Raw genomic sequence first — 20405 nt, 5'->3', positions numbered from 1 at the left:
CGGGGCCTCTCTGGGGTTTTTTGCACGACATCTCTGGGGTCTCGACATGCGTGAAACCAAGCGCGGATATGTGGTGGGATGGGCGCCAGCGAGCGGACCGCGGTTCGGGCACGGGCACCCGATGCCCGCAGGAGGAGAGGTTTCCGCCATGGCGACATGGTTCATCACCGGAGCCACCCGGGGGCTGGGTGCCGAGATAGCGCGGCACGCCCTGAAGGCGGGGCACGACGTCGCCGTCGGCGCCCGGAACGTCGACGCGCTGCCCGACGACCTGCGCGACGCCGAACGGTGCCACCCGGTCACCCTCGACGTCACCGACCAGGCCCAGGTCGACCGCGCCGTCGCGCAGGTCGTCGACCGGTTCGCCACGATCGACGTGCTGGTCAACAACGCGGGTCGGCTGCTGGTGGGCGCGCTGGAGGAGGTCACCGACGCCGAGGCCAGGTCGCTGTTCGACGTCAACGTCTTCGGCCTGATCAACGTGACGCGAGCGGTCCTGCCGACCATGCGCGCCGCCGGCGGGGGCAAGATCGTGCACATCGGCTCCCGGGCGGGGTTCGAGGGCGAGCCCGGGGCGAGCCTGTACAGCGCCTCGAAGTTCGCGGTCGCCGGCCTCAGCGAAGCCCTCGCCGTCGAGCTGGGTCCGTTCGGTATCCAGAGCATGGTCGTCGAGCCCGGGGCGTTCCGCACCGACCTGCTCGACGCGAGTTCCCGGTCGGTCGCCGAGGCGCGGCTGGCGGCCTACGACGGCACGCCCGCCCACCTCGTGCGCGACGGGATCGACGCGTTCAACCACGCCCAGCCCGGGGATCCGGTCAAGGGCGCGGCGCTGATCGTCGAGGTGACCGACGGCGAGGCGCTGCCCTCGCACCTGCTGGTGGGCGGCGACGCTTACGAGCGCCTTGAGGCCAAGAACGCGATGGTCGCGGCGCACATCGCGCCCTGGCGCAGCAGGTCGCTGGCCACCGCGCACGGCGACTGAGCCCGTTCCGCACCGCGCCGCAGGGCCGGGCCCCGCTCGGTCCTGCGGCGCGAACACCCCCCGGCCGTGCCACCACCGCCACCCGGCCTGACGGAGCGCGGCCGGAGCACTGGGCCGTGTTGACGAGTGCCGTTCAAGACGGCGCAGCCAGAGGTCGACCATGCTGATGGTGACGGTTGCTTCGTAGCGGACGGCGAGCTTCTCGAAGCGGTGCCGTTTGCGCGCCTTCTGGTCGAACGCTGGTGGTCGCCCATCCCCGCAGCCGCGGTCGCGGAGGCGCAGGTGGTCCCGGTTGGCCTTGCTGCTGCATGCCTTGTCTGCCCACGCCCGATCGAGGCGGGTACGCCGCCGGGCAACCCGGATGCGTCCCGGCACGGTGGTGAACCGTGGCTGTCGCCCCGCTGCCCGCCGGTGACGACCAGGGACGGCGGCTCGCGGCCCTGCTCGCGGGCGATGGTCGAGTCGACGCTCGTGTCCCAGGTGATCAGGCCGCCGGCGTCGGCGTGGCCCTGCAACGCGGACAGCATCCGCACCCGGCCTGCCGGCGCCGGTACAGGCCGTACACCGAGCGCCAGTGCCCGCACCAGTACCGATCGCCGACACGCCGAGTTGCGCAGCGGGCAGCACCGTGACCGGAGTCGACTACCCTCGCCGACCATGGCGGCATTCGACCCCGGGGCGGATCTCAGCGGAGATCGCGCGTTCCGCTTGCTGACCAACACGTCGGTGACGCTGTTCTGGCGTCCGCAGATCCTGGACGAGACCATCGCCTGGTTGAGCGACCACGGCTACCAGATCATCCGCGTCGACGCCGCGCACTGGTCCACCGAGGCCGACCTCCACCGCGACATCGCCGCCGCGTTCAGCTTCCCGGACTACTACGGGCACAACCTCGATGCCCTCAACGACTGCATGCGCGACGTCGTCAGCCAGGACTACGGGTGGACGCCACACACCACCGGGTTGGTCCTGGTCTTCGCCGACTACGACGCGTTCGCCACCCGCTGCCCCAGCCCTGCCCAGGCTGTCCTCGACATCATGGCCGAGCACTCCCGCAGCGCGTCCCTGTTCGGTCACCGTCTCATGTGCCTGGTCCACAGCAACGACCCACGCATCCACTTCGCACCCGTCGGCGCGACACCCGTGATGTGGAACGACGCCGAATGGCTCGACTCGAAACGCCGTCCAGACGGATCAGCGACGTCGGAACACCTCTGAGACACGGCCTAGCTTGACGATGACCGCAATGGCGGTGAGCACATGCTGTAGGTGGGTTTTGCCCTGTCCTCGGTAGCGGCAGCGGCGCATGCCATGACCGCGGGTGAAGTCGCAGTGGGTGCCTTCGATGCCGGAGCGGACCGCGTAGCGCTTGTGCCACGACGGTTCCTGCCGTTCGACGCGGTCGCGCAGCTGCGGTTCGAGCAACTCCTTCGGAGGGAAGCCCACGCTGCGCGAGGAATCGCGGGAGGTGGTGCACTGGGCTCGGACCGGGCAGGGGTGGCACTGGCTGGTGGTGGAGCGGGCCACGATCAGCGGCGCCGCCGCTGGCGAGGATGTCGGGTAGGGGCCGTGTCGGCCCTTGCTGATCCGGCCCCGCGGGCGGCTGACCTGGGGCGGTCGAAGTCGGTGCGGAAGTCGTCGCGGGCGGGTTCCTCCAGAACCGCACGCACCGCCTCCGCCACCAATTCGAGGCGGGTCAGATCGCGCACGGCGGCCAGGAGATGGGTCGAGTCGGCGCGCCGGGTGGTGCGCTCGCGCACCAGACCTGCCTCCTTCAGACGGGCCAAGGCGACATCGAGGAGGCGGTCCGCCCGACCGGCACGCACAAGACGATCGCGGAGTCACCGAGCACGCCGTGGTGGAAGCCGGGGTCGGACAGGCCCAGCAGGAATTGCAGCACGCTCACCGTCGCCAACTCGGCCGGGACAGGCCAGGGCGCCCGTTACGCGAGTAGCAGTCGGCGAAGTCCTCTGACCACCTCGGGGAGCATCGCGACTGCACCGACCCGGCGATGCTGGTCAGCATGAGCGAGCGAAAAACCCGTGTGCGAGTTGACCGGCGCGGTCCTGGAGCAGGGCTCGCACGCGCCGCGGCGAGCACGCGGAGCAGGGGGGCGATCCGGAGCCCGCCTCGCAGGCGGTGGCGGGTGCGCGGCGACGGCACGGTCGACTCCCTCCGAGCGACGGCGCCGGTCCGCGAAGGCCGGCGCCGTCCGGTGCCCCGGGTCAGAACTGGAAGACCGGTCGCACGCAACCGTCCCGCTTGTGCTTGAACATCTCGTACCCCTCCGGCCCCTCGTCGAGCGTCATCGGGTGGGTGGCGAAGTGCCGGGTCGGCAGGTCGCCGCGGGCGATCCGGTCGAGCAGTTCCGGGATGTAGCGCTGCCCGTGCTGCTGGGCACCGCGGAAGACCAGCCCCTTGTTCATCAGCGCTCCGAGCGGGAACTTGTCCACCACACCGCCGAACACGCCGAGGCAGAAGACCGATCCGCCCTTGCGACACGCCTGAATGGCCTCGCGCAGGGCGGTGGGCCGGTCGCTCTGCAGCCGCAGCTGCTGCTTGATCTGGTCGTAGGCGTACTCGGGGCCGGGGCTGTGTGCCTCCATCCCCACGGCCTCGATGCACACGTCGGGCCCGCGACCGCCGGTGAGCTCGCGCAGCTCGGCGCCGACGTCGGTCTTCGTGTAGTCGAGGGTTTCCACCCCCATGTGCTCGCGGGCCTGGCGCAGCCGTTCGGGAATTCGATCGATGACGATCACCCGCTCGGCGCCGAGCAGCACCGAGGCACGGGCGGCGACCTGTCCGACGGCGCCCGCCCCCCACACCGCGACGACGTCACCCGGCCCGACCCCACCGAGGTCGGCGCCCATCCACCCGGTCGGGCCGGCGTCGGAGGCGAACACGGCGGCCAGGTCGTCGTCCAGGCCGTCCGGCACCGGGAAGCTGCCGTGGTCGGCGAAGGGCACCCGGATGTACTCGGCGTGGCTGCCCGCCAGACCGCCCAGGGCGTGGGAGTAGCCGAAGCAGGCGCCCACGTCCGAGCCCCACAGGGCCTGGGTGATGCCCGAGTTGGTGTTGGTGTTGTCGCACAGCGACCACAGGTCGTGGGTGCAGTACCAGCAGTTGCCGCAGCCGACGAACGAGCACACGACAACCCGGTCGCCGACCTTGCGGTTCCGCACGCCGGGGCCCACCTCGACGATCTCGCCGAGGAACTCGTGCCCGAGCACATCACCGGCCTCCATGGCGGGGATGTACCCACCGAGCAGGTGCAGGTCCGAACCGCAGGCCGCACTGGCCCGCACCTTGACGATCACGTCGCCGCTGTTGCGGATCTCCGGATCGGGCACCCGCTCGACCCGCAGCTTGTTGGTTCCTTCCCAGCACAGCGCCTTCACAGTCGACCCTCTCCTTGTGCGATGTGGGTGGCCTTGCTCACCAGGCGGCCGGCCGGGCCCGGGTGGGTCGTCGGGGGCGCGTCGGGTCGGACGATCTCGCCCACCTCGAGGATGGATTTGGCCTCGCGCAACGCCGTGCGCACTCGCTGGCGCGGGTCCTCGCCCTCTACGCGGGCGGACGTGGAGGTCGGTCCGCGACGGGTGAGCCGGGCGGCGAGCTCGGTGCCCTTGTCGCCGGGCGCGGGCCGGACCCGGACCTCCACGAGGTCGCCCAGCTCCGCGAGCGGCGCGGGCAACGATCCGTCGGACACCACCTCGTTCGGCGCCCGGAGGACCGTGACGACCAGCCACCGGTCCCGAGCCGCGTCGCCCTCATCCCGATGCCCGGACATCGCCCGACGCGCCGCGCGGATGCCCGCCACCCCCACCCCCGCCGCGGCCACCAGTTGCGCGAACCGAACCTTTGTCGTCATCTCCGGCCTCCTGCCAGTCCTGGACGGCGGAGCAGGGAGTGCCCGCCGGCTTGTGCTTCCGTGCCCGGTTTCGGCGCCGACCGAGTCCCGCCGTCGCCGCTCGTGCGATTCGCGTCCGGCGACCAGCCGGCCATGGCGGGCTTGAGGACGACCTCGGTCCAGCAGTAGTCGAAGGCGATGGCCCCCTGCCGGGCCGGCCCGTCGGGCCCCCGGGTCCTGCGGCACGTACACGCCCACTGAGCCGATACCGCCGGTGAACCGCACCGACGTGACCAGGTCGTCCAACGTCACGTCGGGTTGCTCGTCGCCCTGCGGGTCGTGGGCCTGGGACCCGTGTCGGCGAGGCCGTGCGCGGCTCCGGCCGGCTGCGGTTCGGGCCGGGTGGTCGGGCAGTAGTTCGTCAGGCTCTGGTGACCGAACACTCGCCCGGTCTCGAAGCCGGTGCGGCCCTCGTACACGTGCAGGGGCGGCCCGCGGATATTCGTCATCGCCAGCGCCGTTGCACACGAGGGCCTTCATGGCAATTCCTCAACCGGTATCCGAGTATCTGGTCAATTGATCTCCATCAGGCACGGAGAGATCATTTCCACGCTCCCCGACCAATCGCCGGATTGATCAATCCCGATCGCCCGCGCGTCCAACGGGGACCGCACACAGGTACCCCCCGGGGTCTCGGGTACACGCGTCTGCGCCATCCTTTTCCCGATCCAGGTTGCCGGCGCGCGGGTCGGGACATGGTGCCGACTTGACGTCGACACCGGGTTGACGTCAGACGGGCGTGACGACGGGACCCATCCGCCGCGGCGGCTTGCGCCGGCGACAACTCCCGCGCCGGTTTGTCACTCTTGCGTGGACACACAAGGTCCGATGCCATCACTCACAGTGCCCACCCCGCCGGCCCCTCGGCCTGGCGTGTCGGACCGGAAACATCGATTGTGGAAAAATCCCGCGGCGGGCGGAGGCGAGTTCCGGCCGGTGTCACCGCATCGAGTGGTTTGTTCCCGTTGTGCTTACCCGCGGGATCGGGCGTCCGTCGAGGCGGGCGTGGCACGGCGGCTACTGGAGAGCGACGAGCGCGACCGGGCGTACGACGAGGTCCGCGAGATCGAGAACCTCACCCGCCGGGCGCTCGGGGACGTCCGCACCACCGTCTCCGGCTACCGGGACATGTCGCTGTCGGCCGAGATCGTCGGCGCGCGGGCGGCGCTGCGGGCGGCGGGCGTGCGGGCCGACCTGCCGCGGGTCTTCGAGTTCGTGCTGCGCGTGGCCGACCCGGCGCCGGCGGCGGAGTCGCCGGCCACCGGCCGGAGCACTAGGCGGAGACCTCGCCGTGGTCCTGGCGCGGGATGACCGGTTGGGGCGCGAGTCGGGACAGCAGCTGCACCCGTGAGCTGACCCCCAGCTTGCGGTAGATCCGGGTCAGGTGCTGCTCGACCGTGCTGGTGGTGAGGTAGAGCCTGCCGGCGATCTCCCGGTTGGTCAGTCCCTTCGCCGCGAACTTGGCGACCCTGCGCTCCGCATCGCTGAGCACGAGCATGTCGACTTCCGTCTCCTCCAGCACGTCCGGCGCACCCACCCGCCGAGCGGGCTGTTCCCCGAAGAACGCCTGCCTGATGCTGTTGGCCTTGCGCGCCACCGACCGCGCCCGGCCGGCCTCACCGAGCTGGGTGTACGCGTCGTGCAGGGCGGCGAGCGCGCTCGCCAGCTCGAACTTGTCCCCGCTCCGGTGCAGGACGTCCACGGCGTCGTGCAGCACCGGTGGCCGGAGGCGCAGTTCGCGGGTCGCCGCCAGCAGCCGCAAGGTGCGCCCGCGGACCCGCAGGTGGCCGTCCTGGCCGATCCGGCGCAGCTGCTCGCGGGCGTAGCGCGCGGCCACCTCGCGGTCGCCGAGCTGCAGGTGGGCGGCGGCCATCTCCGTGCGCCACGGCAACGCCCCGCTCTTCTCCATCCCCCACCGGTCGAGCAGGTCGCCGACGGCCTGGAAGTCGTCGAGGGCCACCTGCGCGAGCCCGCGCTCGACGTAGTGACGGCCGCGCGCCAACAGGTAGGACAGGCCGAACGGCGTCTCGAACATCACGTCCGGCACCGGCAGGGCGAGCGTGCGCGCCGCTTCATCGTGCTTGCCCTGCAGCGTTTGCGCCGTCAGCAGGGTGCTCAACGGCACACCGGCCAGCACGCCCCACTCGGCCACCGGGATGAGTTCGAGCGCGGCGCCGGCCCGGGTGGCCGCGACGCCGATCGAGCCCCTGCGCAGGGCGATCTCCGCCGCGATGACGCAGAACATCGCGTGCCAGGTGGGCTCCTGGAGGTCGAGGCAGGTCTGCACCAACCCCCGGCACCGCCGTTCCGCTTCCTCCAACCGCTCGGTGTAGATCATCGTGCACAACGCGAGGATGGCCGGCAGCAGGTTCATCTCGGTCAGCGGCTGCTGCCAGAACGCCTCGTCCGCCTGGACCAGGCGTTCCGCGGTCGCCCCCTGGTGGTGGATGCTCCGGAAGTGTTCGAGCAGCCGGTAGCCGATGGCGCCCGGGAGCATGATCGGCGTGCCGTTCGCCCTGCTCTCGCAGTCCTCCCGGCGGAAGATGCCCGGGTACATGTCGGCCAGCCACATCTGCATCAGCTCGAACTCCCACGAGGGCCGGGAGCCCGGCGGCGAGTCGGCCGCCAGCCGGGAGAGCACGGAGCAGACATCGGCCACCCGCCCCTGGACCAGCATGATGATGATCGGCATCGTCGCGTGCCGGCCCCGCAGCCGGCCGCTCAGCATCGCGTCGGTCAGCTCGGGCAGGTGGCCGGCCGAGGCCCCCAGGTCGACCCGCCACTCCGCCCGCAGCAGCAAGGCCCGGGTCTCCGCCCTGCGCCGGACGTCGGTGTCCACCTGGTACGCCAGCCGCAGCAGCTCCGTGGCCCGCCGCGGGTAGCCCTTCTCCAGCGCCTGCTGCGCCCCCTCGACCAGGTTCGGCACGGCCGACGGGTCGTCGAGGCGGCCGGAGGCGACGACGTGCTCCGCGATCGTCAGGGAGTCCGCGCCGCACGCCTTGAGCAGGTCCGCCGCGCGCCAGTGCAGGTCGGAGCGATCAGCGGCCGAGAAGGTGTTGAGCACGGCGCCGGCGATGACCGGGTGCCGCATCCGGCCGGCTTCCACCAGACCGATCCGGGTCAGCACGCGCATCGCCACGGCGACCCGGTCCGGCGCGGCGTCGACGAGCCAGCCGAGCAGCGCGAACCGCGACGGCTCGCCCACCACCGAGATCGCACCCGCGACCCGCAGCGTCAGCGGGTCGCACCGGCGCAGGGCGAGCTGGACCGCCCGTTCGAGCTCGGGCCACGCGTCCAGCTCGGCCGGCGGGCCGTCGCCGCCGGTGGCGGCCCGGCCGTCCTCCAGCAACGCGTGCAGGAGCAGCGGATTGCCGCCGGTGAGCTGGTGCGCCTTCGCGGTCAGTTCCGCCGCACCTGACTCGCGGAGCCGCCCGGCCACCAGCTCGGTGACGCCGCTCGACGAGAGCGGGGCCAGCAGCATCCGCCGGAAGTAGGTCTGCTGGTGGAACTCGGCGCAGAGCAGTCGGCAGTTGCCCGGGGACGGTTCGCTGTCGTCGCGCCAGCCGAGGACGATCAGGATCCGGGCGAGCCCGGCACGGCGGATCAGGTAGATGAGCCAGTCCTGGGAGAACGCGTCGAGGTACTGCGCGTCGTCGACGGCGATCACCACTGGGCCCCGGCCGGCCAGCCCCAGCACCGCCGTCGCCAGCCCGTCCAGCACCCGGGAACGGCTCACCCCGTCGGATTCCGCGTCGGCGAGCAGCCGGTGGTCGAGCAGACCGCCGACGACCGCCGCCGCATCGCGGTCGAAGACCTCACCGGCGAGCAACTGGCGCACGATGCCCAGGGAGAGCGAGGATTCGGTCGGCGCCCCGCTGGCGCGGAGCAGTCGCGCCCCGGCGCCGCGGGCCCGGTCGCCGAACTCCTCGATCAGCGCCGTCTTGCCGGTCCCGACAACACCCTGGAGCACGACGACGCGCACGCCCTCGGTGGCGGACTCGGCAAGAGCCGCCGTCAACCCGGCGAGTTCAGACTCTCGTTCGATCATGCACGATCCCTCCGTCTTGCGCAGCCGGAGCTTGCTCGGCAGGAACTGCAAACGAATCGCCGCATCGGCCTTTTCCGCGGGAACTCCTATCGGGCGGGGATCGTGACGCCCCCGGCGCCCGACGACCCGGTACCCCGGCGGCACCCCTGGCCGACCGCGCCGGCAGGGCCGGGTGAGCGGTCGGGACCACCCGCCTGTCCGGGTTCGAACCACTCCCGCGGATCAAGCGAACCAACGAGGAGCCCTACCGGCCGGTCGCGGGCGAGATCGAGGGCCACCCCAGCCCGGCCCCGGCGACGACCCGCCGAATCCGCCGGCACCCGATTCCCCGGCCGTACGACCCGACGATCGAGCACGCGATCGCGATCCGCACCTTCACCGCGCGCGACCCGCGCTCCCGCGAGCCCCCGCACCACCCTCAGCACCAGCAGCAGCGCCCCCGCCACCCAGCCGATCCGGCCACAGGTCGGCAGCACCCCGATCACCCCGCTCGCCAGGCCCATCACCCCGATCGTGACGATCGGCGCCGGCTTGCGGCCGTGCCGTACCGGTCATGTCCTCACGCTACCGGCGAGCAGGACCGGTAAAGATCATCCAAAACGGACATTGCACTTTTGACCAGCCGAGGTGCCCCAATTCCTCCCCACCCGGGAAAAAGGGCACCGCATGATCCGCGATCCCCGGCGGCGCGGCCGATCCTGGCCATGCCCGTCGATTTCGTCAATACGGATTACCCGTATCGCTCCGGTTCCCCGCTCGGCGGCCGGCAGGAGATCCCCTCCCGACCCTCCGTCCGGAATCGGGGGTTCGACCGCCGTCACCACATGGTGAGGCCACCGTCGACGTTGAGCGTCTGGCCGGTGATGAAAGCGGCGTCGTCGGACGCGAGGAAGAAGACCGAGCCGACGACGTCGTCCGGCACCTCGTCCCGGTGGAGGGAACGCAGGTTGCGCTGCATCGCCAGCAGGGGCTCGGGCAGGACCGCGGCGGCCGCGGGCGTCACGACGAGCCCGGGGGTGACGAGGTTGACGGTGATCGGGTGGTCGTTGCCGAGTTCGCGGGCCAGGACTCGCGTCAGGCCCATGACGCCGGCCTTCGCGGCGATGTAGTGCGCCTGCATCGGGACTCCGAAGAACATCCCGCCGGACCCGATGTTGATGATGCGCCCGCGCTCGCTCCGCTTGATCAGCGGGAGGAGCGCCTGGACGGTGTAGAAGGTGCCGCTGAGGTTGACCTCGACGACCCGGCGCCACTCCTCGCCCGAGATCTTCTCGACGGGCGTCTGGGGGAAGTGCCCGGCGGCGTTGACCAGGACGTCGACGGTGCCCAGCCGTTGCCGCGCCGCTTCCGCCAGCCCGGCCAGGCTCGCCTCGTCGGAGACGTCGGCGGGGAAGGTGTGCAGCGACGGGTTCGGGCCGTCGGAGTCCCAGCGGGTGCGCCACTCGTCGAGCGTCCCCTGGGACAGGTCACTGGCGAGGACGGTGTCACCGTTGCGCAGGAACCGGTTGGTGATCTCGGAGCTGATGCCGCCGGCGGCCCCGGTGATCACGACGTTGCGTGCGGTGGTCATGTCTGCTTCCCTCCGGTGGTGGTGTGGCCGCGTCAGGCGGTCGCCAGCGGCGTGGTCATCGCCCCTCGCCGCCACACGGCGCGCGTCGCGAGGGTGTCGGAGATGGTGCCGGTGGGGTCGCCGTCGACCAGGAGCAGGTCGGCCCTGGCCCCGGGCCGGATCACGCCGCGGTCGTCGAGCCCGAAGACCCGGGCGGGGCCGGATGTCGCGGCGCGCAGTGCCTCGACGTTCGACAGGCCCGCCTCGACGAGGAGCTGCAGCTCGTGGTGCAGGCTCGCGCCCTGGGCCAGTCCGCCGTGCTCCTCCTCGGCCCGCGCCGCGTCGGTTCCGGCGATGATGCGCACGCCGGCGCGGTGGAGCGTTCCCACCGTCTGCCGCGAGAACCGGTAGTCCCCTTCGGGGTAGGTGCCGAAGGAGCTGCGCAGCGCACGCAGCCACTCCTCGCCCATGCGCGACGAGACGCGGCTGTCGGCCGCCAGGTCCTCGCCGGTCGTGCCCGTGATGGACCGGTTCAGCACCAGGCAGGGGATGACGAACACGCCGGACCGCGCGATGGCGTCGACGATCTCGTCGGTCGGCGCCCGGTCGAGGAAGAGGTGGGCGAGTCCGTCGACGCCGACCCGCAGCATCTCCACCGTGGCGTCGTGGGTGAGCGCGTGGGCGACGACGAGCTTGCCGTGGCCGTGGGCTTCCCGGACCGCGGCGGCGAACACGTCCTCGCCGAGCTCCGGCAGACCGGGCGCGTTGAGCACCGTGCCTTCCTCGGCCAGCAGCTTGATGAAGTCGGAACCCTCCCGCACCCGCTGGGCGATGAACGCCGGGAGTTCGTCGGGGTCCGCGAGGCCGGGCATGGGCGCCGCTTCGGGATGACGGCGGCCATCCGGTCCGATCAGCTCCTCCACCGGGACGAACAGCTCGTTCGGGTGCCCGCAGACGGCGGTGAGCGGCAGGCCCGCCGACCTGATGTCGGCCAGCCGGTCGTCACCGGCGATCCGGGCCCGGTCCTCGGGGCCGCGCGGGGGTCCGCCCATCTCCACGACGGTGGTCACGCCGAAGCGCACCGCCTGGGCGAGGCCGTCGTCATCAGGGTGGACGTGGGCGTCGACGAGGCCCGGCAGGAGTGTTCCGCCGGCACCGTCGACGACCGTCGCCCCCGCCGGCGGGGAACCGCGGCCGACGTCGGTGATCACACCGCCCGCGAGCGTCACCGTGGAGGCATCGATGACCGATTCACCGTCGAACACCTTCACGTTGCGGATGGCGTAGCTCCTGTGGATCACAACGCACCTCGGCTTTCGCCCGCAGCTTGACGAACCAACTTGTATACGACCATACACATCATGTGCTTGGCCGTACACATCTTGTTCTGACCGCCCTCGTCCCGGTCGGCGCACGGGCGACCGACAGGGTGATCAGCTCCACGTCGCCGACTGGGGGCCCGTGTAGACTCGCGCCGTTGTGTCTACCCATACACATGCGTCGGGAGCGGCCGTGGGATCCGCGGAGGGCAGGCAACCGTCCCGGCCGCGCAACGCGGCCGCCACGCGGGAACGGCTGCTGGAGGCCGCGGCCGCGTTGTTCGCGCGCAACGGGTACGAGGCGACCACGGTGAGCCAGGTCGCCCAGGCCGCCGGCTTCTCGCCGAACCTGGTGACCCGCTACTTCGGCGGCAAGGAGGGCCTGTTCCTCGCCGCGATGGAAACGCGGCTGAACCTGGACTCGACGCTGCCGGGCAGCATCGACGGCCTCGGCCGGCGGCTGGCCGACCGGATCGTCGACCGCTGGGAGCGGCAGGGCGACGCCGACCCCCTGCTGGCCCTGCTGCGCTCGGCCTCCTCCCGCCCGGCGGCACTGGGCGAGTTCCTCGAACAGGAGGCGACCGCACCGCTGACCAGGGCGCTGGTGTCGTGGGGGTTCTCCGACCACCAGGCGGTCGACACGGCGAACGCGATCCAGTCCTTCATCGTCGGAACCGTCGTGACCCGCAGGATGCTGCACACGGGCGCGGTCGCCGCCGCCACCGGCCCGCAGCTGCGCGACTGGCTGGCCGACGTCCTCCAGCGCCTCGTCGACGAGGGCGCGGAGGCCGACTCGCCTCGCCTTCCCGCACCGGCCGCACCCCAGCGCGGGACCCGCTCACCGGAGCCGGACCAATCCGACACCCCAGAAGCCCGCTCCTGACGGGGATCAAGTGCGCCCCCCGGGTCCGGGACCGCGGTCCCGCGCGGGTCGAGCAGCGGGCTTGACGGACCGAACGCGAACGACCACGCCCTCACCGCCCGCGTCGTCGCCGTCCGACCGCCCACCCGGCCTCCGCCCACCCCCTCGGGAACAGGCGGCCTCCCATGCCGCTCGTCGGCACCCCTTGCCGACGGCATTGCGCCAAGTCGGGCAATCGCACCGGATCGACGATCACCCCAGCGGGCGGTGCGGGACCATCGCGGCGTGCGTGACGAGGTGCCGGCAGACCGGCCGGGCGGTCAGGTGGCGAAGGCGTCCTCCAGGAGCTCCGTCGTGCAGGCCGGGCGGGACGTGCGCATCACCTACAAGCAGAGCCCGTACCCGTCTCCGCGCCCGGCGGGTGTGGTCCTCCTCGCGGGCGCGGTGTGCACCAGCGGACTCGTCCTCCTGCTCAGCGGACTGGTGAACCTCGCCGTCCCGGTGTGGACGACGCTCCTCGCGGTCATGGCCGGCGCGGTGACCGCGCTGCCGCTCCGGCGCGGCCGGCGGGTGTTCCTGGTGACGTCGGCGTTCAACCGCAAGCCCTGGATCGTCGAGCTGATGCAGCACGTGCACGGCACGCTCAACCGCAACGGACTGGACCTGGTGCTCAAAGCACCCGAGCACGACTACGACGCCGCCGCACAGGCACACCACCTGAGGCACCTGGCGCGATCCCGGCGCGACTACCTCGGAGGGCTCGTGGTCGCCACCGAGGTCCACCGGCTGCGGCCGGAACTCGTCGAGTTCTGCGCCGACTTCCGGGCGCCGGTCGTCTTCCTCGACATCGAGCCGTTCGACGACGAAGCCGACTACCCGCCCAACACGGCGTTCGTCGGTTACCTCCCCGCCGACATAGGCGTGCTCGCCGGGCAGTGGCTCGCAGACCACTTCACGCGACACGGGGTCCGCCGCCCCCACCTCCTGATCCTGGCGGGCCTGGAGCAGGTGGACCGGCAGAGGTGCTGCGCGGAGGTGCTGCGCAGCCGCGTGGACGGCGTCTCCATCGTGGTGGACGACAGTTGCGCGTTCCAGCGGTCCCGCGCGCGTGACGCCGTGCAGGCCCACGTACGCGAACTCGACGCGCGAGACGGACGACTCGACGCCGTGTTCTGCACCGACGACGAGATGGCGCTCGGCGCGGTGGACGCGTTGCGCGGGACCCACTCCCCCACGACCGGGGACACCGTGATCATCGGCGTGGACGGGGCACCCGAGGCCCTCGCGCTGATCGACAACGGCACAGGTCCGCTACGCGCCACCGTGGTCCAGGACTCGCGCCGCCTCGCCGAGAGCGCGATCCACGTACTGGAACGAATGAGGCGAGGACGAGCCACCCCCAAGCAGACGGCGTTGCGACCCGAGGTACACCAAGCCAAATGAGTGGCCGTTTCCGAGCTTGAGCAGGTGAAGGCCGTTTGGTGCGCGTACCCGTTGCCGCCGCCTGGCCGCGTCCGCCTGGCGGAGGGCCGGGTGGCGGCGCCGTCGGTCGGGCCACGCGGGGGGTGGGACGGCGGCGGCCACACCGGTGCCGTACTTCACCGTGCCGCCCAGAAGGTGGGTGGTCGAACGAAGTCCTGCCTGGATCAGATGACACGGCAACCGCGGCACCTCACCCCGCAGAACAGAAAAACCTCGCCCGGAGGCGGTCCCACCGCGCGGGGAGGGGAAGACCGAGTCCTCGCCCCGGTCCCACGACACCCGCTCGGCCTCGACCCCCTCCCGGAGGTCCCCCGACGGGACCGGGTTCAGCGGAGTTCGGCGATGGTCGTCCGCAGCTCGTGGAGCGCCTGCCTGGCGAGTTCGCCGAACCCCTGGTGGTTGGCGGGGTCGGCCCAGCGCGAGTAGGCCGCGCCGAACGCGAGGACGCCGAGCCAGGCGGCGACGCTCGCCGGCCGGTCGGAGACGCCGCGGCGGCGCAGCGCCGCGGTCATGGTCTCGGCGAAGCCGGTGCGCTTGAGCGCGTCGCGCTCGCGCAGTTCGCTGTTGTTCGCGATGGCCGCGACGAGGGCGGGCGCGTAGTCGCGCCGGGCGGGGGTGAAGACGGTGGCGACGGCGTCGAGGGCGGCTTCCACGGCGTCGAGCGGTGTCGCGGTGCCGGGTGCGTTCGCGATGCCCTCGGCGAGGAGTCCGTTGAGGAGGTCCTGGCCGCCGAAGAGCACTTCCCGCTTGTCGCGGAAGTGCCGGAAGAAGGTGCTCTTGGTCAGTCCTGCCCGCCGGGCGATCTCGATGACGGTGGTGTCGTCGTAGCCCTGTTCGGCGAACAGGTCGAGCGCGGCGCGCAGCAGCCGGTCCTGCGCGTCGGGTTCCCATCGGGCCATGCCCACAGGATAGGCGACGGGACTTGGTCCCATCACTGGTGCTACAGTGATGGGACCAAGTCCTATCACTCGTCCGGCACCGGGCCGGACGGGGTTGTTCCCAGGAGGCTTCCCATGCGTGTTCTGGTCACCGGCGCGGCGGGCTGGATCGGCTCGGCCCTCGTCCCCGAGCTGATCGGGGCGGGTCACCGCGTCGTCGGACTGGCCAGGTCGGACCGCTCGGCCGCGGCCGCCGCCGAACTGGGCGCCGAGGTGCTGCGCGGCGACCTGGCGGACCTGGACCTGCTGCGCGACGCGGCGGCGGGCGCCGACGGGGCGGTCCACCTCGCCTTCGGCCACGACTTCAGCCGCTTCGAGGAGTCGGCGCGGGAGGAGGGGCGGGTCGTCGAGGCGCTCGGCGCGGCCCTGGCGGGCTCCGGCAAGCCGCTGGTCGTCGCGTCCGGGACGCCGGTCGTGCCCGGTGGGGTGGCGACCGAGCGCGACCGGGCCGAGGGCGAGGGGTTCGCGGTGCTGCGCGACGCGAACGCGCGGGCGGCGGTCGGCCTGGCCGCGCGCGGCGTCCGCTCCTCGGTGGTGCGGCTGCCCCGGTCCGTGCACGGCACCGGCGACCGGGGGTTCGTCAGGATGCTGGTCGACACCGCTCGCGACCGGGGCGTCTCCGGCTACGTCGGCGACGGCTCCCACCGCTGGCCCGCCGTGCACGTGCGGGACGCCGCGCACCTGTTCCGCCTGGCGCTGGAGCAGGCCCCGGCCGGGTCGGTGCTGCACGCCGTCGGCGACGAGGGCGTGCCGATCCGGGAGATCGCCGAGGTCGTCGGCCGCCACCTGGACGTGCCCGTGGCCGCCGTCCCGGCCGAGGGGTTCGGCTTCCTCGGCGGGCTCCTCGGGATCGACCAGCCCGCCTCCAGCGCGCTGACCCGCGACCTGCTCGGCTGGCGGCCGGTCGGGCCGGGGCTGGTCGAGGACCTGGACGCGGGTCACTACTTCGCGTGATGCACGGGACCTTCGACTACCTGGAGTGGTGCGCATGACCGCCTCGGCGGTGGAGACGGCCGACGTGGTGATCGTCGGCGCGGGTCCGGTCGGCTTGATGCTGGCCGGTGAGCTGTGCCTGGCCGGGGTCCGGCCGGTCGTGGTCGAGCGGTCGCCGCGGCGCGTGCCGGTGCCGCAGGCGGGCGGGCTGGTCGGCCAGGTCGTGCGGCTGATGGACCACCGCGGCCTGTACGAGGGGCTGAGCGGGGACGCCGCCCCGCCCCGGCCGGTGGACGTGTTCCCCTACGGCGCGATGCCCCTGCTGCTGGGCGGCTGGGCGGACAACCCGTTGTACGCCTTCACGATCCAGCAGTGGGAGCTGGAGGCCCACCTGGAGGCGTGGGCCGTCGGGCTGGGGGCCGAGCTGCGCCGCGGTCAGGAGCTGCTCGGTTTCGAGCAGGACGCCGACGGGGTGACCGCGCGGCTGACCGGCGGGTCGCTGCGGGCCCGCTACCTGGTGGGCTGCGACGGCGGGCACAGCCGGGTGCGCAAGCTCGCGGGCATCGGCTTCCCGGGGGTGAGCGCGCGGCGGATGGTCGTCCGCGCGGCGGACGCGGTGCTGCCGGAGTCCGAGCGGCGGGCGCTCACCGACGAACCGGCGTCACCGGGAGGGCTGACCTACCGGCGCACCGACCACGGGGTGTTCGCGTCCGTGTCGATCGAGGCGGGGGTGCACCGGGTCACGGCCGTGGAGTGGGACCGGCCCGAGGTGGCCGACGGCGAGCCCGTGACCTTCGACGAGGTCCGGGCCGCCGTGGCCCGCGTGCTGGGCCGGGACGTGCCGATGGGCGAGCCGGGCGGTCCGGGTCCGCACGTGCTGCGGCGGCTGCCCGGTTTCAACACCCGGCTGGCCGACCGCTACCGGGTGGGCCGGGTGCTGATCGCGGGCGACGCGGCGCACGTGCACTCCTCCATCGGCGGGCCGGGCCTGAACGCGGGCCTGCAGGACGCCGTCAACCTGGGGTGGAAGCTGGCCGCCGAGGTCCGGGGGTGGGCGCCCGCCGGGCTGCTGGACACCTACCAGGAGGAGCGGCGGCCGGCGGGCGAGCGGGTGGTGGTGTCCTCCCAGGCGCAGTTGGCGCTGCTCGCGCCGGGCAGCGAGGTCACCGCGCTGCGGGAGGTGTTCGGCGAGCTGCTGGCCGACCCCGCGAACGCGCGGCGGATCGCGGCGATGATGGCGGGCGCCGACGTGCGCCACCCGTCCGCCGGGGACGACGAGCTCACCGGGCGGTGGGTGCCGGACTTCCCGCTGACCCGCGCGGGCCGCCCGGTCCGGCCCGCCGAGCTGGCGCGCACCGGCCGACCGCTGCTGGTGGACCTGACCGGGGCTCCGGAGCGGGCCGGGGTCGCGGCGGGCTGGGCCGACCGGGTCGACCTGGTGGTCGCCACGTCCGACGCCGCCCCCGCCGACGCGCTGCTGGTCCGACCCGACGGCTACGTGGCGTGGGCGGGCGCGGACGCCGCTTCGCTCGCCGACGCGCTGCGGACGTGGTTCGGCGAGCCGCGCTGAGACCGCCGCGCTGAAACCGCCGCGGGAGCGGGCTCCTCCGGGCCGGGGGCGAACTCGTGGGCGCCGACGTGGTCGACCGCGGGTCCCGGCGAACGGCGAGTCGGGTGCTCGCTCCCGCACGTCACCCCCGCGGCCCGCGGACACGCGACAGCACCCCGGCGGCCAGGTCGAGCATCCGGTCGACGTCGTCGGCGAGGTACATCAGGTCCACCAGGACGTGCCGCACCTCGGACTCCGCCTCCACGCGCCCGATCAGCCCGGCCACCTCGTCCACGACGGTGCCGGAGCGGACGGTCGGGTAGATGCGCAGGACCACGTCCAGCCCGTCCGGGTCACGGCCCGCTTCGGCCGCCATGCGGCGGATCACCGCCCAGGGCTCGGTCACCGCCGTCCGCACGTCCGCGGCGCGGGGCAGCACCAACGCCGGCAGCCAGCCGTCGGCGCGGCGCGCGACGCGGCGCATCGACGCCGGCGCGAACGCCGCCAGGTAGACCGGCGGGCGGCGCACCGGCTTCAGGGCGGCGCGGGTGGCGGGCAGCGTCCAGTGCTCGCCCCGGTACTCGGCGGGATCGGCCGTCCACAGCCGGTCGAGCACGTCGAGGGTTTCGTCCAGGCGGGAGCCGCGCTCGGCCATCGGGACGTTCACCGCCTCGAACTCCTCCGGTGACCAGCCGACTCCGAAGCCTGCCACCAGGCGTCCCCCGCTGAGCACGTCGAGCGTGGTGAGCGCGCGGCCGAGCACCGCGGGCGGGTACCACGGCGCGTTGAGGACGTTGCTGCCGATCAGCACGCGCTCCGTGGCCGCAGCGGCCACGCCGAGGAGCACGAACGGGTCCAGGACCGCGCGGAACTCGTCCGGGAACCGCTCGCCGCCGTTGTGGCCGATCGCGGGGTCGACCGGCGACAGCAGCCGGTCGATCACCCAGAGGCTGTCCGCTCCGAGCCGTTCGACTTCCCGTGCGTACCCGGCCACCCGCGGCGCCTGCCAGGCGACACCCCCTGCTTGCGGCAGCGAGAACCCGATTTTCACGTCACTCCCCCGTGGGTCGGTGCAGGCTCCTGCCTGCGAATCGATGTCAAGGACCGGAAGCGGTTCACCGCTGCGGTCGTCGCGCCGGGTCGGCCGGCGGGAGGGCGGCCCCGCGCGGGTGGGGTCCGTTCGGGCGGTCACTCGCGCGGGGCCGCGATCAGCGGTTCACCGAGTCGCGCACGTAGTCGCGCAACGTGCGGGGCGCACGGCCGAGCAGCTCGGTCATGACGTCGACCTCGGCGGGGTCGGTCGGGATCGGCGCCGAGCCGAGCAGTTCGAAGCTGCGGATCCAGTCCACGAGCTTCCGGCCGGACAACCTGCGCTCGAACGCCTTGCGCCACTCCGGGTCGTCACCGGTGTAGACGACCTCGCGCCCGAGCGCCTCGGCCCAGATCCGGGCGCTCTGCTCGCCGTTCAGCGACTCGGGCCCCAGGAGCTGGTACGAGCCGGGCGCGAAGTCGACGTCGGTGAGCGCGTTGGCGATCACCTCGGCGGCGTCGCGCACGTCGATCCGGTTCACGCCGCCGGGGTGCAGCGGCGTCGGGAAGGAACCGGCCTCGATGTCCTCGCGGAAGACCTCGTCGTTCTGGTCGAAGTTGGTGAGGCTGAACATGGCGGGCCGCGTGTCGGTGCCCGCCAGGAACGCGGCGAGCCGCAGCTTCGGCGCGTAGGCCGGGATCGCGCGGCTCGCCGCCTCGCGCGCCCGCGGGTCCTCGATGTGGAAGCCGCCGAACACCAGGCGAGCGCCCGCGCGCTGGGCCTCCTCGCCGAAGACGGTGGCGATCTCGACCTCGTTGCTCTCGTGGGGCGACACGTAGAACGCCGAGTCGACGCCCCGCAGCGCGGCTCCCACGGCCTCGCGATCGCCGAGGTCGCCCTGCACGACCTCGACCGCGCCGGGCAGGTTCGCCCGTTCCCTGTCGCGCACCAGGGCACGCACCTCCACGCCCCGGCGCACGGCTTCGTCGAGCACCAGGCCGCCCACGGTGCCCGTCGCCCCGATGATCAGCGTCTTGGTCATGTTCTCCTCCGTTGACTTCCAGTCAATGACTTCTAATCAACGAATACCGTCTCGCTGACTCCAAGTCAACGAGCTGTTAGCGTGTGGGCATGTCCCGCGCCGCCACCGCTGCCGCCACCAGGGAAAAAGTCCTGGCCGCGGCCCGCGAGCTGTTCATCACGTCGAGCTACGACGACGTCAAGGCGGCCGACATCGCCCGAGCCGCCGGCGTGGCGCACGGCCTGGTGTTCCACCACTTCGGCAGCAAGCAGGGCCTCTACCGCGAGGTGCTGTGCGCCATCGGGCGCGAAGTGCTGGACCTGCACGTCAGCGACCCTGCCGTGCCGCTGGGGAAGCGGATCCGCCAGTCGCACAGGGCGCACCTGACGTACCTGCTGGCGCACCGCGACCTGGCGCTGAACCTGGTGCTGCGCCCGTGGGGCGCGGAGGAGCCGTTCGACCGCGTGCGGGACGACGGCAACCGGAAGCTGTGCGAGAACCTGGGGCTGGACTTCGAGCGGCCGGCGGTCAGGGCCGTGCTGCGGATGTACACGACAGCGGCCGACCAGTTGGCGCGCGACCACCTGCTGGACGCGCACCCGTTCGACGTGGACCAGGTCGTGGAAATGCTCATGACCGTGCTCGCGGGGGCGTTGCGGGCGGCGCGGGTCGCCGACCCGTCGCTGGAGGTGGACCGGGTGCTGGACGAACTGGCGCGGCCGTAGCCGCGCCTGCTCGCGGGCGGAACCCCGGGAGGCCGGTCACGGGCCGGGTGGCCCGGT

At 72.7% G+C, this 20405-nt stretch carries 19 protein-coding genes; 8 read left to right on the top strand and 11 right to left on the bottom strand.

All coding sequences use genetic code 11. From position 1 onward, the window contains the following. The first annotated feature begins 148 nt into the window (after positions 1-148). A complete protein-coding gene (locus EKG83_RS15905) occupies positions 149-982 on the top strand; it encodes an SDR family oxidoreductase (protein WP_033431240.1) in 834 nt (277 codons plus the stop codon). Between the two features lie 126 nt (positions 983-1108). Beyond that, on the top strand, positions 1109-2200 hold the full coding sequence (locus EKG83_RS47835) for a barstar family protein (protein ID WP_211269105.1): 1092 nt from the start codon (positions 1109-1111) through the stop codon (positions 2198-2200). On the opposite strand, the gene EKG83_RS47830 is transcribed toward EKG83_RS47835, so the two are convergent. From EKG83_RS47830 to EKG83_RS15885, 5 genes are all read right to left on the bottom strand, one after another. Continuing rightward, the gene (locus EKG83_RS47830; RefSeq protein WP_211269106.1) at positions 2177-2509 is read right to left on the bottom strand and encodes a transposase; all 333 of its coding nucleotides are present in this window, start codon (positions 2507-2509) and stop codon (positions 2177-2179) included. The genes EKG83_RS47835 and EKG83_RS47830 overlap by 24 nt on opposite strands. A 2-nt stretch (positions 2510-2511) precedes the next feature. Continuing rightward, on the bottom strand, positions 2512-2742 hold the full coding sequence (locus EKG83_RS47825; RefSeq protein ID WP_211269107.1) for a hypothetical protein: 231 nt from the start codon (positions 2740-2742) through the stop codon (positions 2512-2514). 14 nt (positions 2743-2756) lie between these two features. Further along, complete coding sequence (locus EKG83_RS49020) at positions 2757-2888, bottom strand: hypothetical protein (protein ID WP_265590336.1); 132 nt, start codon at positions 2886-2888, stop codon at positions 2757-2759. Positions 2889-3207: 319 nt separating this feature from the next. Then, positions 3208-4380 carry a zinc-dependent alcohol dehydrogenase gene (locus EKG83_RS15890; RefSeq protein WP_033431242.1) on the bottom strand — a complete coding sequence of 391 codons (1173 nt, stop codon included), beginning with the start codon at positions 4378-4380 and terminating at the stop codon, positions 3208-3210. Next, on the bottom strand, positions 4377-4853 hold the full coding sequence (locus EKG83_RS15885) for a hypothetical protein (RefSeq protein ID WP_033431243.1): 477 nt from the start codon (positions 4851-4853) through the stop codon (positions 4377-4379). Before EKG83_RS15885 ends, EKG83_RS15890 begins: the two co-directional genes overlap by 4 nt. Positions 4854-5897: 1044 nt before the next feature. Here EKG83_RS15885 and EKG83_RS49625 point away from each other — a divergent pair. Next, on the top strand, positions 5898-6203 hold the full coding sequence (locus EKG83_RS49625) for a hypothetical protein (RefSeq protein ID WP_033431244.1): 306 nt from the start codon (positions 5898-5900) through the stop codon (positions 6201-6203). On the opposite strand, the gene EKG83_RS15875 is transcribed toward EKG83_RS49625, so the two are convergent. From EKG83_RS15875 to EKG83_RS15865, 3 genes are all read right to left on the bottom strand, one after another. Continuing rightward, complete coding sequence (locus EKG83_RS15875; RefSeq protein WP_051765876.1) at positions 6166-8940, bottom strand: AAA family ATPase; 2775 nt, start codon at positions 8938-8940, stop codon at positions 6166-6168. The two genes, EKG83_RS49625 and EKG83_RS15875, sit on opposite strands and share 38 nt — an antisense overlap. 817 nt (positions 8941-9757) lie before the next feature. After that, positions 9758-10510: an SDR family NAD(P)-dependent oxidoreductase gene (locus tag EKG83_RS15870; protein ID WP_033431245.1), complete on the bottom strand. Its 753-nt coding sequence runs from the start codon at positions 10508-10510 to the stop codon at positions 9758-9760. 32 nt (positions 10511-10542) lie between these two features. Then, complete coding sequence (locus tag EKG83_RS15865) at positions 10543-11790, bottom strand: amidohydrolase family protein (RefSeq protein WP_228122633.1); 1248 nt, start codon at positions 11788-11790, stop codon at positions 10543-10545. 211 nt (positions 11791-12001) lie between these two features. On the opposite strand from EKG83_RS15865, the gene EKG83_RS15860 reads away from it, so the two are divergent. Further along, on the top strand, positions 12002-12691 hold the full coding sequence (locus EKG83_RS15860) for a TetR/AcrR family transcriptional regulator (RefSeq protein WP_051765828.1): 690 nt from the start codon (positions 12002-12004) through the stop codon (positions 12689-12691). 264 nt (positions 12692-12955) lie between these two features. Then, positions 12956-14113, top strand: coding sequence for a sugar ABC transporter substrate-binding protein (locus tag EKG83_RS15855; protein ID WP_228122632.1), 1158 nt, complete (start codon positions 12956-12958; stop codon positions 14111-14113). 365 nt (positions 14114-14478) lie between these two features. Here EKG83_RS15855 and EKG83_RS15850 read toward each other — a convergent pair whose 3' ends face one another. Next, positions 14479-15051, bottom strand: coding sequence for a TetR/AcrR family transcriptional regulator (locus EKG83_RS15850; RefSeq protein WP_033431283.1), 573 nt, complete (start codon positions 15049-15051; stop codon positions 14479-14481). A gap of 114 nt (positions 15052-15165) precedes the next feature. Here EKG83_RS15850 and EKG83_RS15845 point away from each other — a divergent pair, with 114 nt between their 5' ends. Then, a complete protein-coding gene (locus tag EKG83_RS15845; RefSeq protein ID WP_033431246.1) occupies positions 15166-16044 on the top strand; it encodes an SDR family oxidoreductase in 879 nt (292 codons plus the stop codon). A 34-nt stretch (positions 16045-16078) separates the two neighbouring features. Beyond that, positions 16079-17593, top strand: a complete 1515-nt coding sequence (locus tag EKG83_RS15840; protein ID WP_033431247.1) for an FAD-dependent monooxygenase — start codon at positions 16079-16081, stop codon at positions 17591-17593. Between the two features lie 121 nt (positions 17594-17714). Here the strand turns inward: EKG83_RS15840 and EKG83_RS15835 are convergent, their stop codons facing one another. Both EKG83_RS15835 and EKG83_RS15830 read right to left on the bottom strand, forming a co-directional pair. Continuing rightward, positions 17715-18623, bottom strand: coding sequence for a TIGR03619 family F420-dependent LLM class oxidoreductase (locus EKG83_RS15835; RefSeq protein WP_033431248.1), 909 nt, complete (start codon positions 18621-18623; stop codon positions 17715-17717). Positions 18624-18780: 157 nt separating this feature from the next. Next, the gene (locus EKG83_RS15830; protein WP_033431249.1) at positions 18781-19644 is read right to left on the bottom strand and encodes an NmrA family NAD(P)-binding protein; all 864 of its coding nucleotides are present in this window, start codon (positions 19642-19644) and stop codon (positions 18781-18783) included. An 89-nt stretch (positions 19645-19733) separates the two neighbouring features. On the opposite strand from EKG83_RS15830, the gene EKG83_RS15825 reads away from it, so the two are divergent. Continuing rightward, the gene (locus EKG83_RS15825) at positions 19734-20348 is read left to right on the top strand and encodes a TetR/AcrR family transcriptional regulator (RefSeq protein WP_153278150.1); all 615 of its coding nucleotides are present in this window, start codon (positions 19734-19736) and stop codon (positions 20346-20348) included. Positions 20349-20405 lie beyond the last annotated feature (57 nt).

The organism is Saccharothrix syringae (assembly GCF_009498035.1).
Lineage (GTDB): Bacteria > Actinomycetota > Actinomycetes > Mycobacteriales > Pseudonocardiaceae > Actinosynnema > Actinosynnema syringae.
This window is presented reverse-complemented; position numbering and strand designations above follow the sequence as displayed.

Excerpts from the sequence above, each read along its gene's own strand:
- EKG83_RS15885 (WP_033431243.1), bottom strand. The coding sequence starts at position 4,853 with ATGACGACAAAGGTTCGGTTCGCGCAACTGGTGGCCGCGGCGGGGGTG.
- EKG83_RS15850 (WP_033431283.1), bottom strand. The coding sequence starts at position 15,051 with ATGGCCCGATGGGAACCCGACGCGCAGGACCGGCTGCTGCGCGCCGCG.
- EKG83_RS15845 (WP_033431246.1), top strand. The coding sequence starts at position 15,166 with ATGCGTGTTCTGGTCACCGGCGCGGCGGGCTGGATCGGCTCGGCCCTC.
- EKG83_RS15825 (WP_153278150.1), top strand. The coding sequence starts at position 19,734 with ATGTCCCGCGCCGCCACCGCTGCCGCCACCAGGGAAAAAGTCCTGGCC.
- EKG83_RS15840 (WP_033431247.1), top strand. The coding sequence starts at position 16,079 with ATGACCGCCTCGGCGGTGGAGACGGCCGACGTGGTGATCGTCGGCGCG.
- EKG83_RS15830 (WP_033431249.1), bottom strand. The coding sequence starts at position 19,644 with ATGACCAAGACGCTGATCATCGGGGCGACGGGCACCGTGGGCGGCCTG.
- EKG83_RS15870 (WP_033431245.1), bottom strand. The coding sequence starts at position 10,510 with ATGACCACCGCACGCAACGTCGTGATCACCGGGGCCGCCGGCGGCATC.
- EKG83_RS15905 (WP_033431240.1), top strand. The coding sequence starts at position 149 with ATGGCGACATGGTTCATCACCGGAGCCACCCGGGGGCTGGGTGCCGAG.
- EKG83_RS15875 (WP_051765876.1), bottom strand. The coding sequence starts at position 8,940 with ATGATCGAACGAGAGTCTGAACTCGCCGGGTTGACGGCGGCTCTTGCC.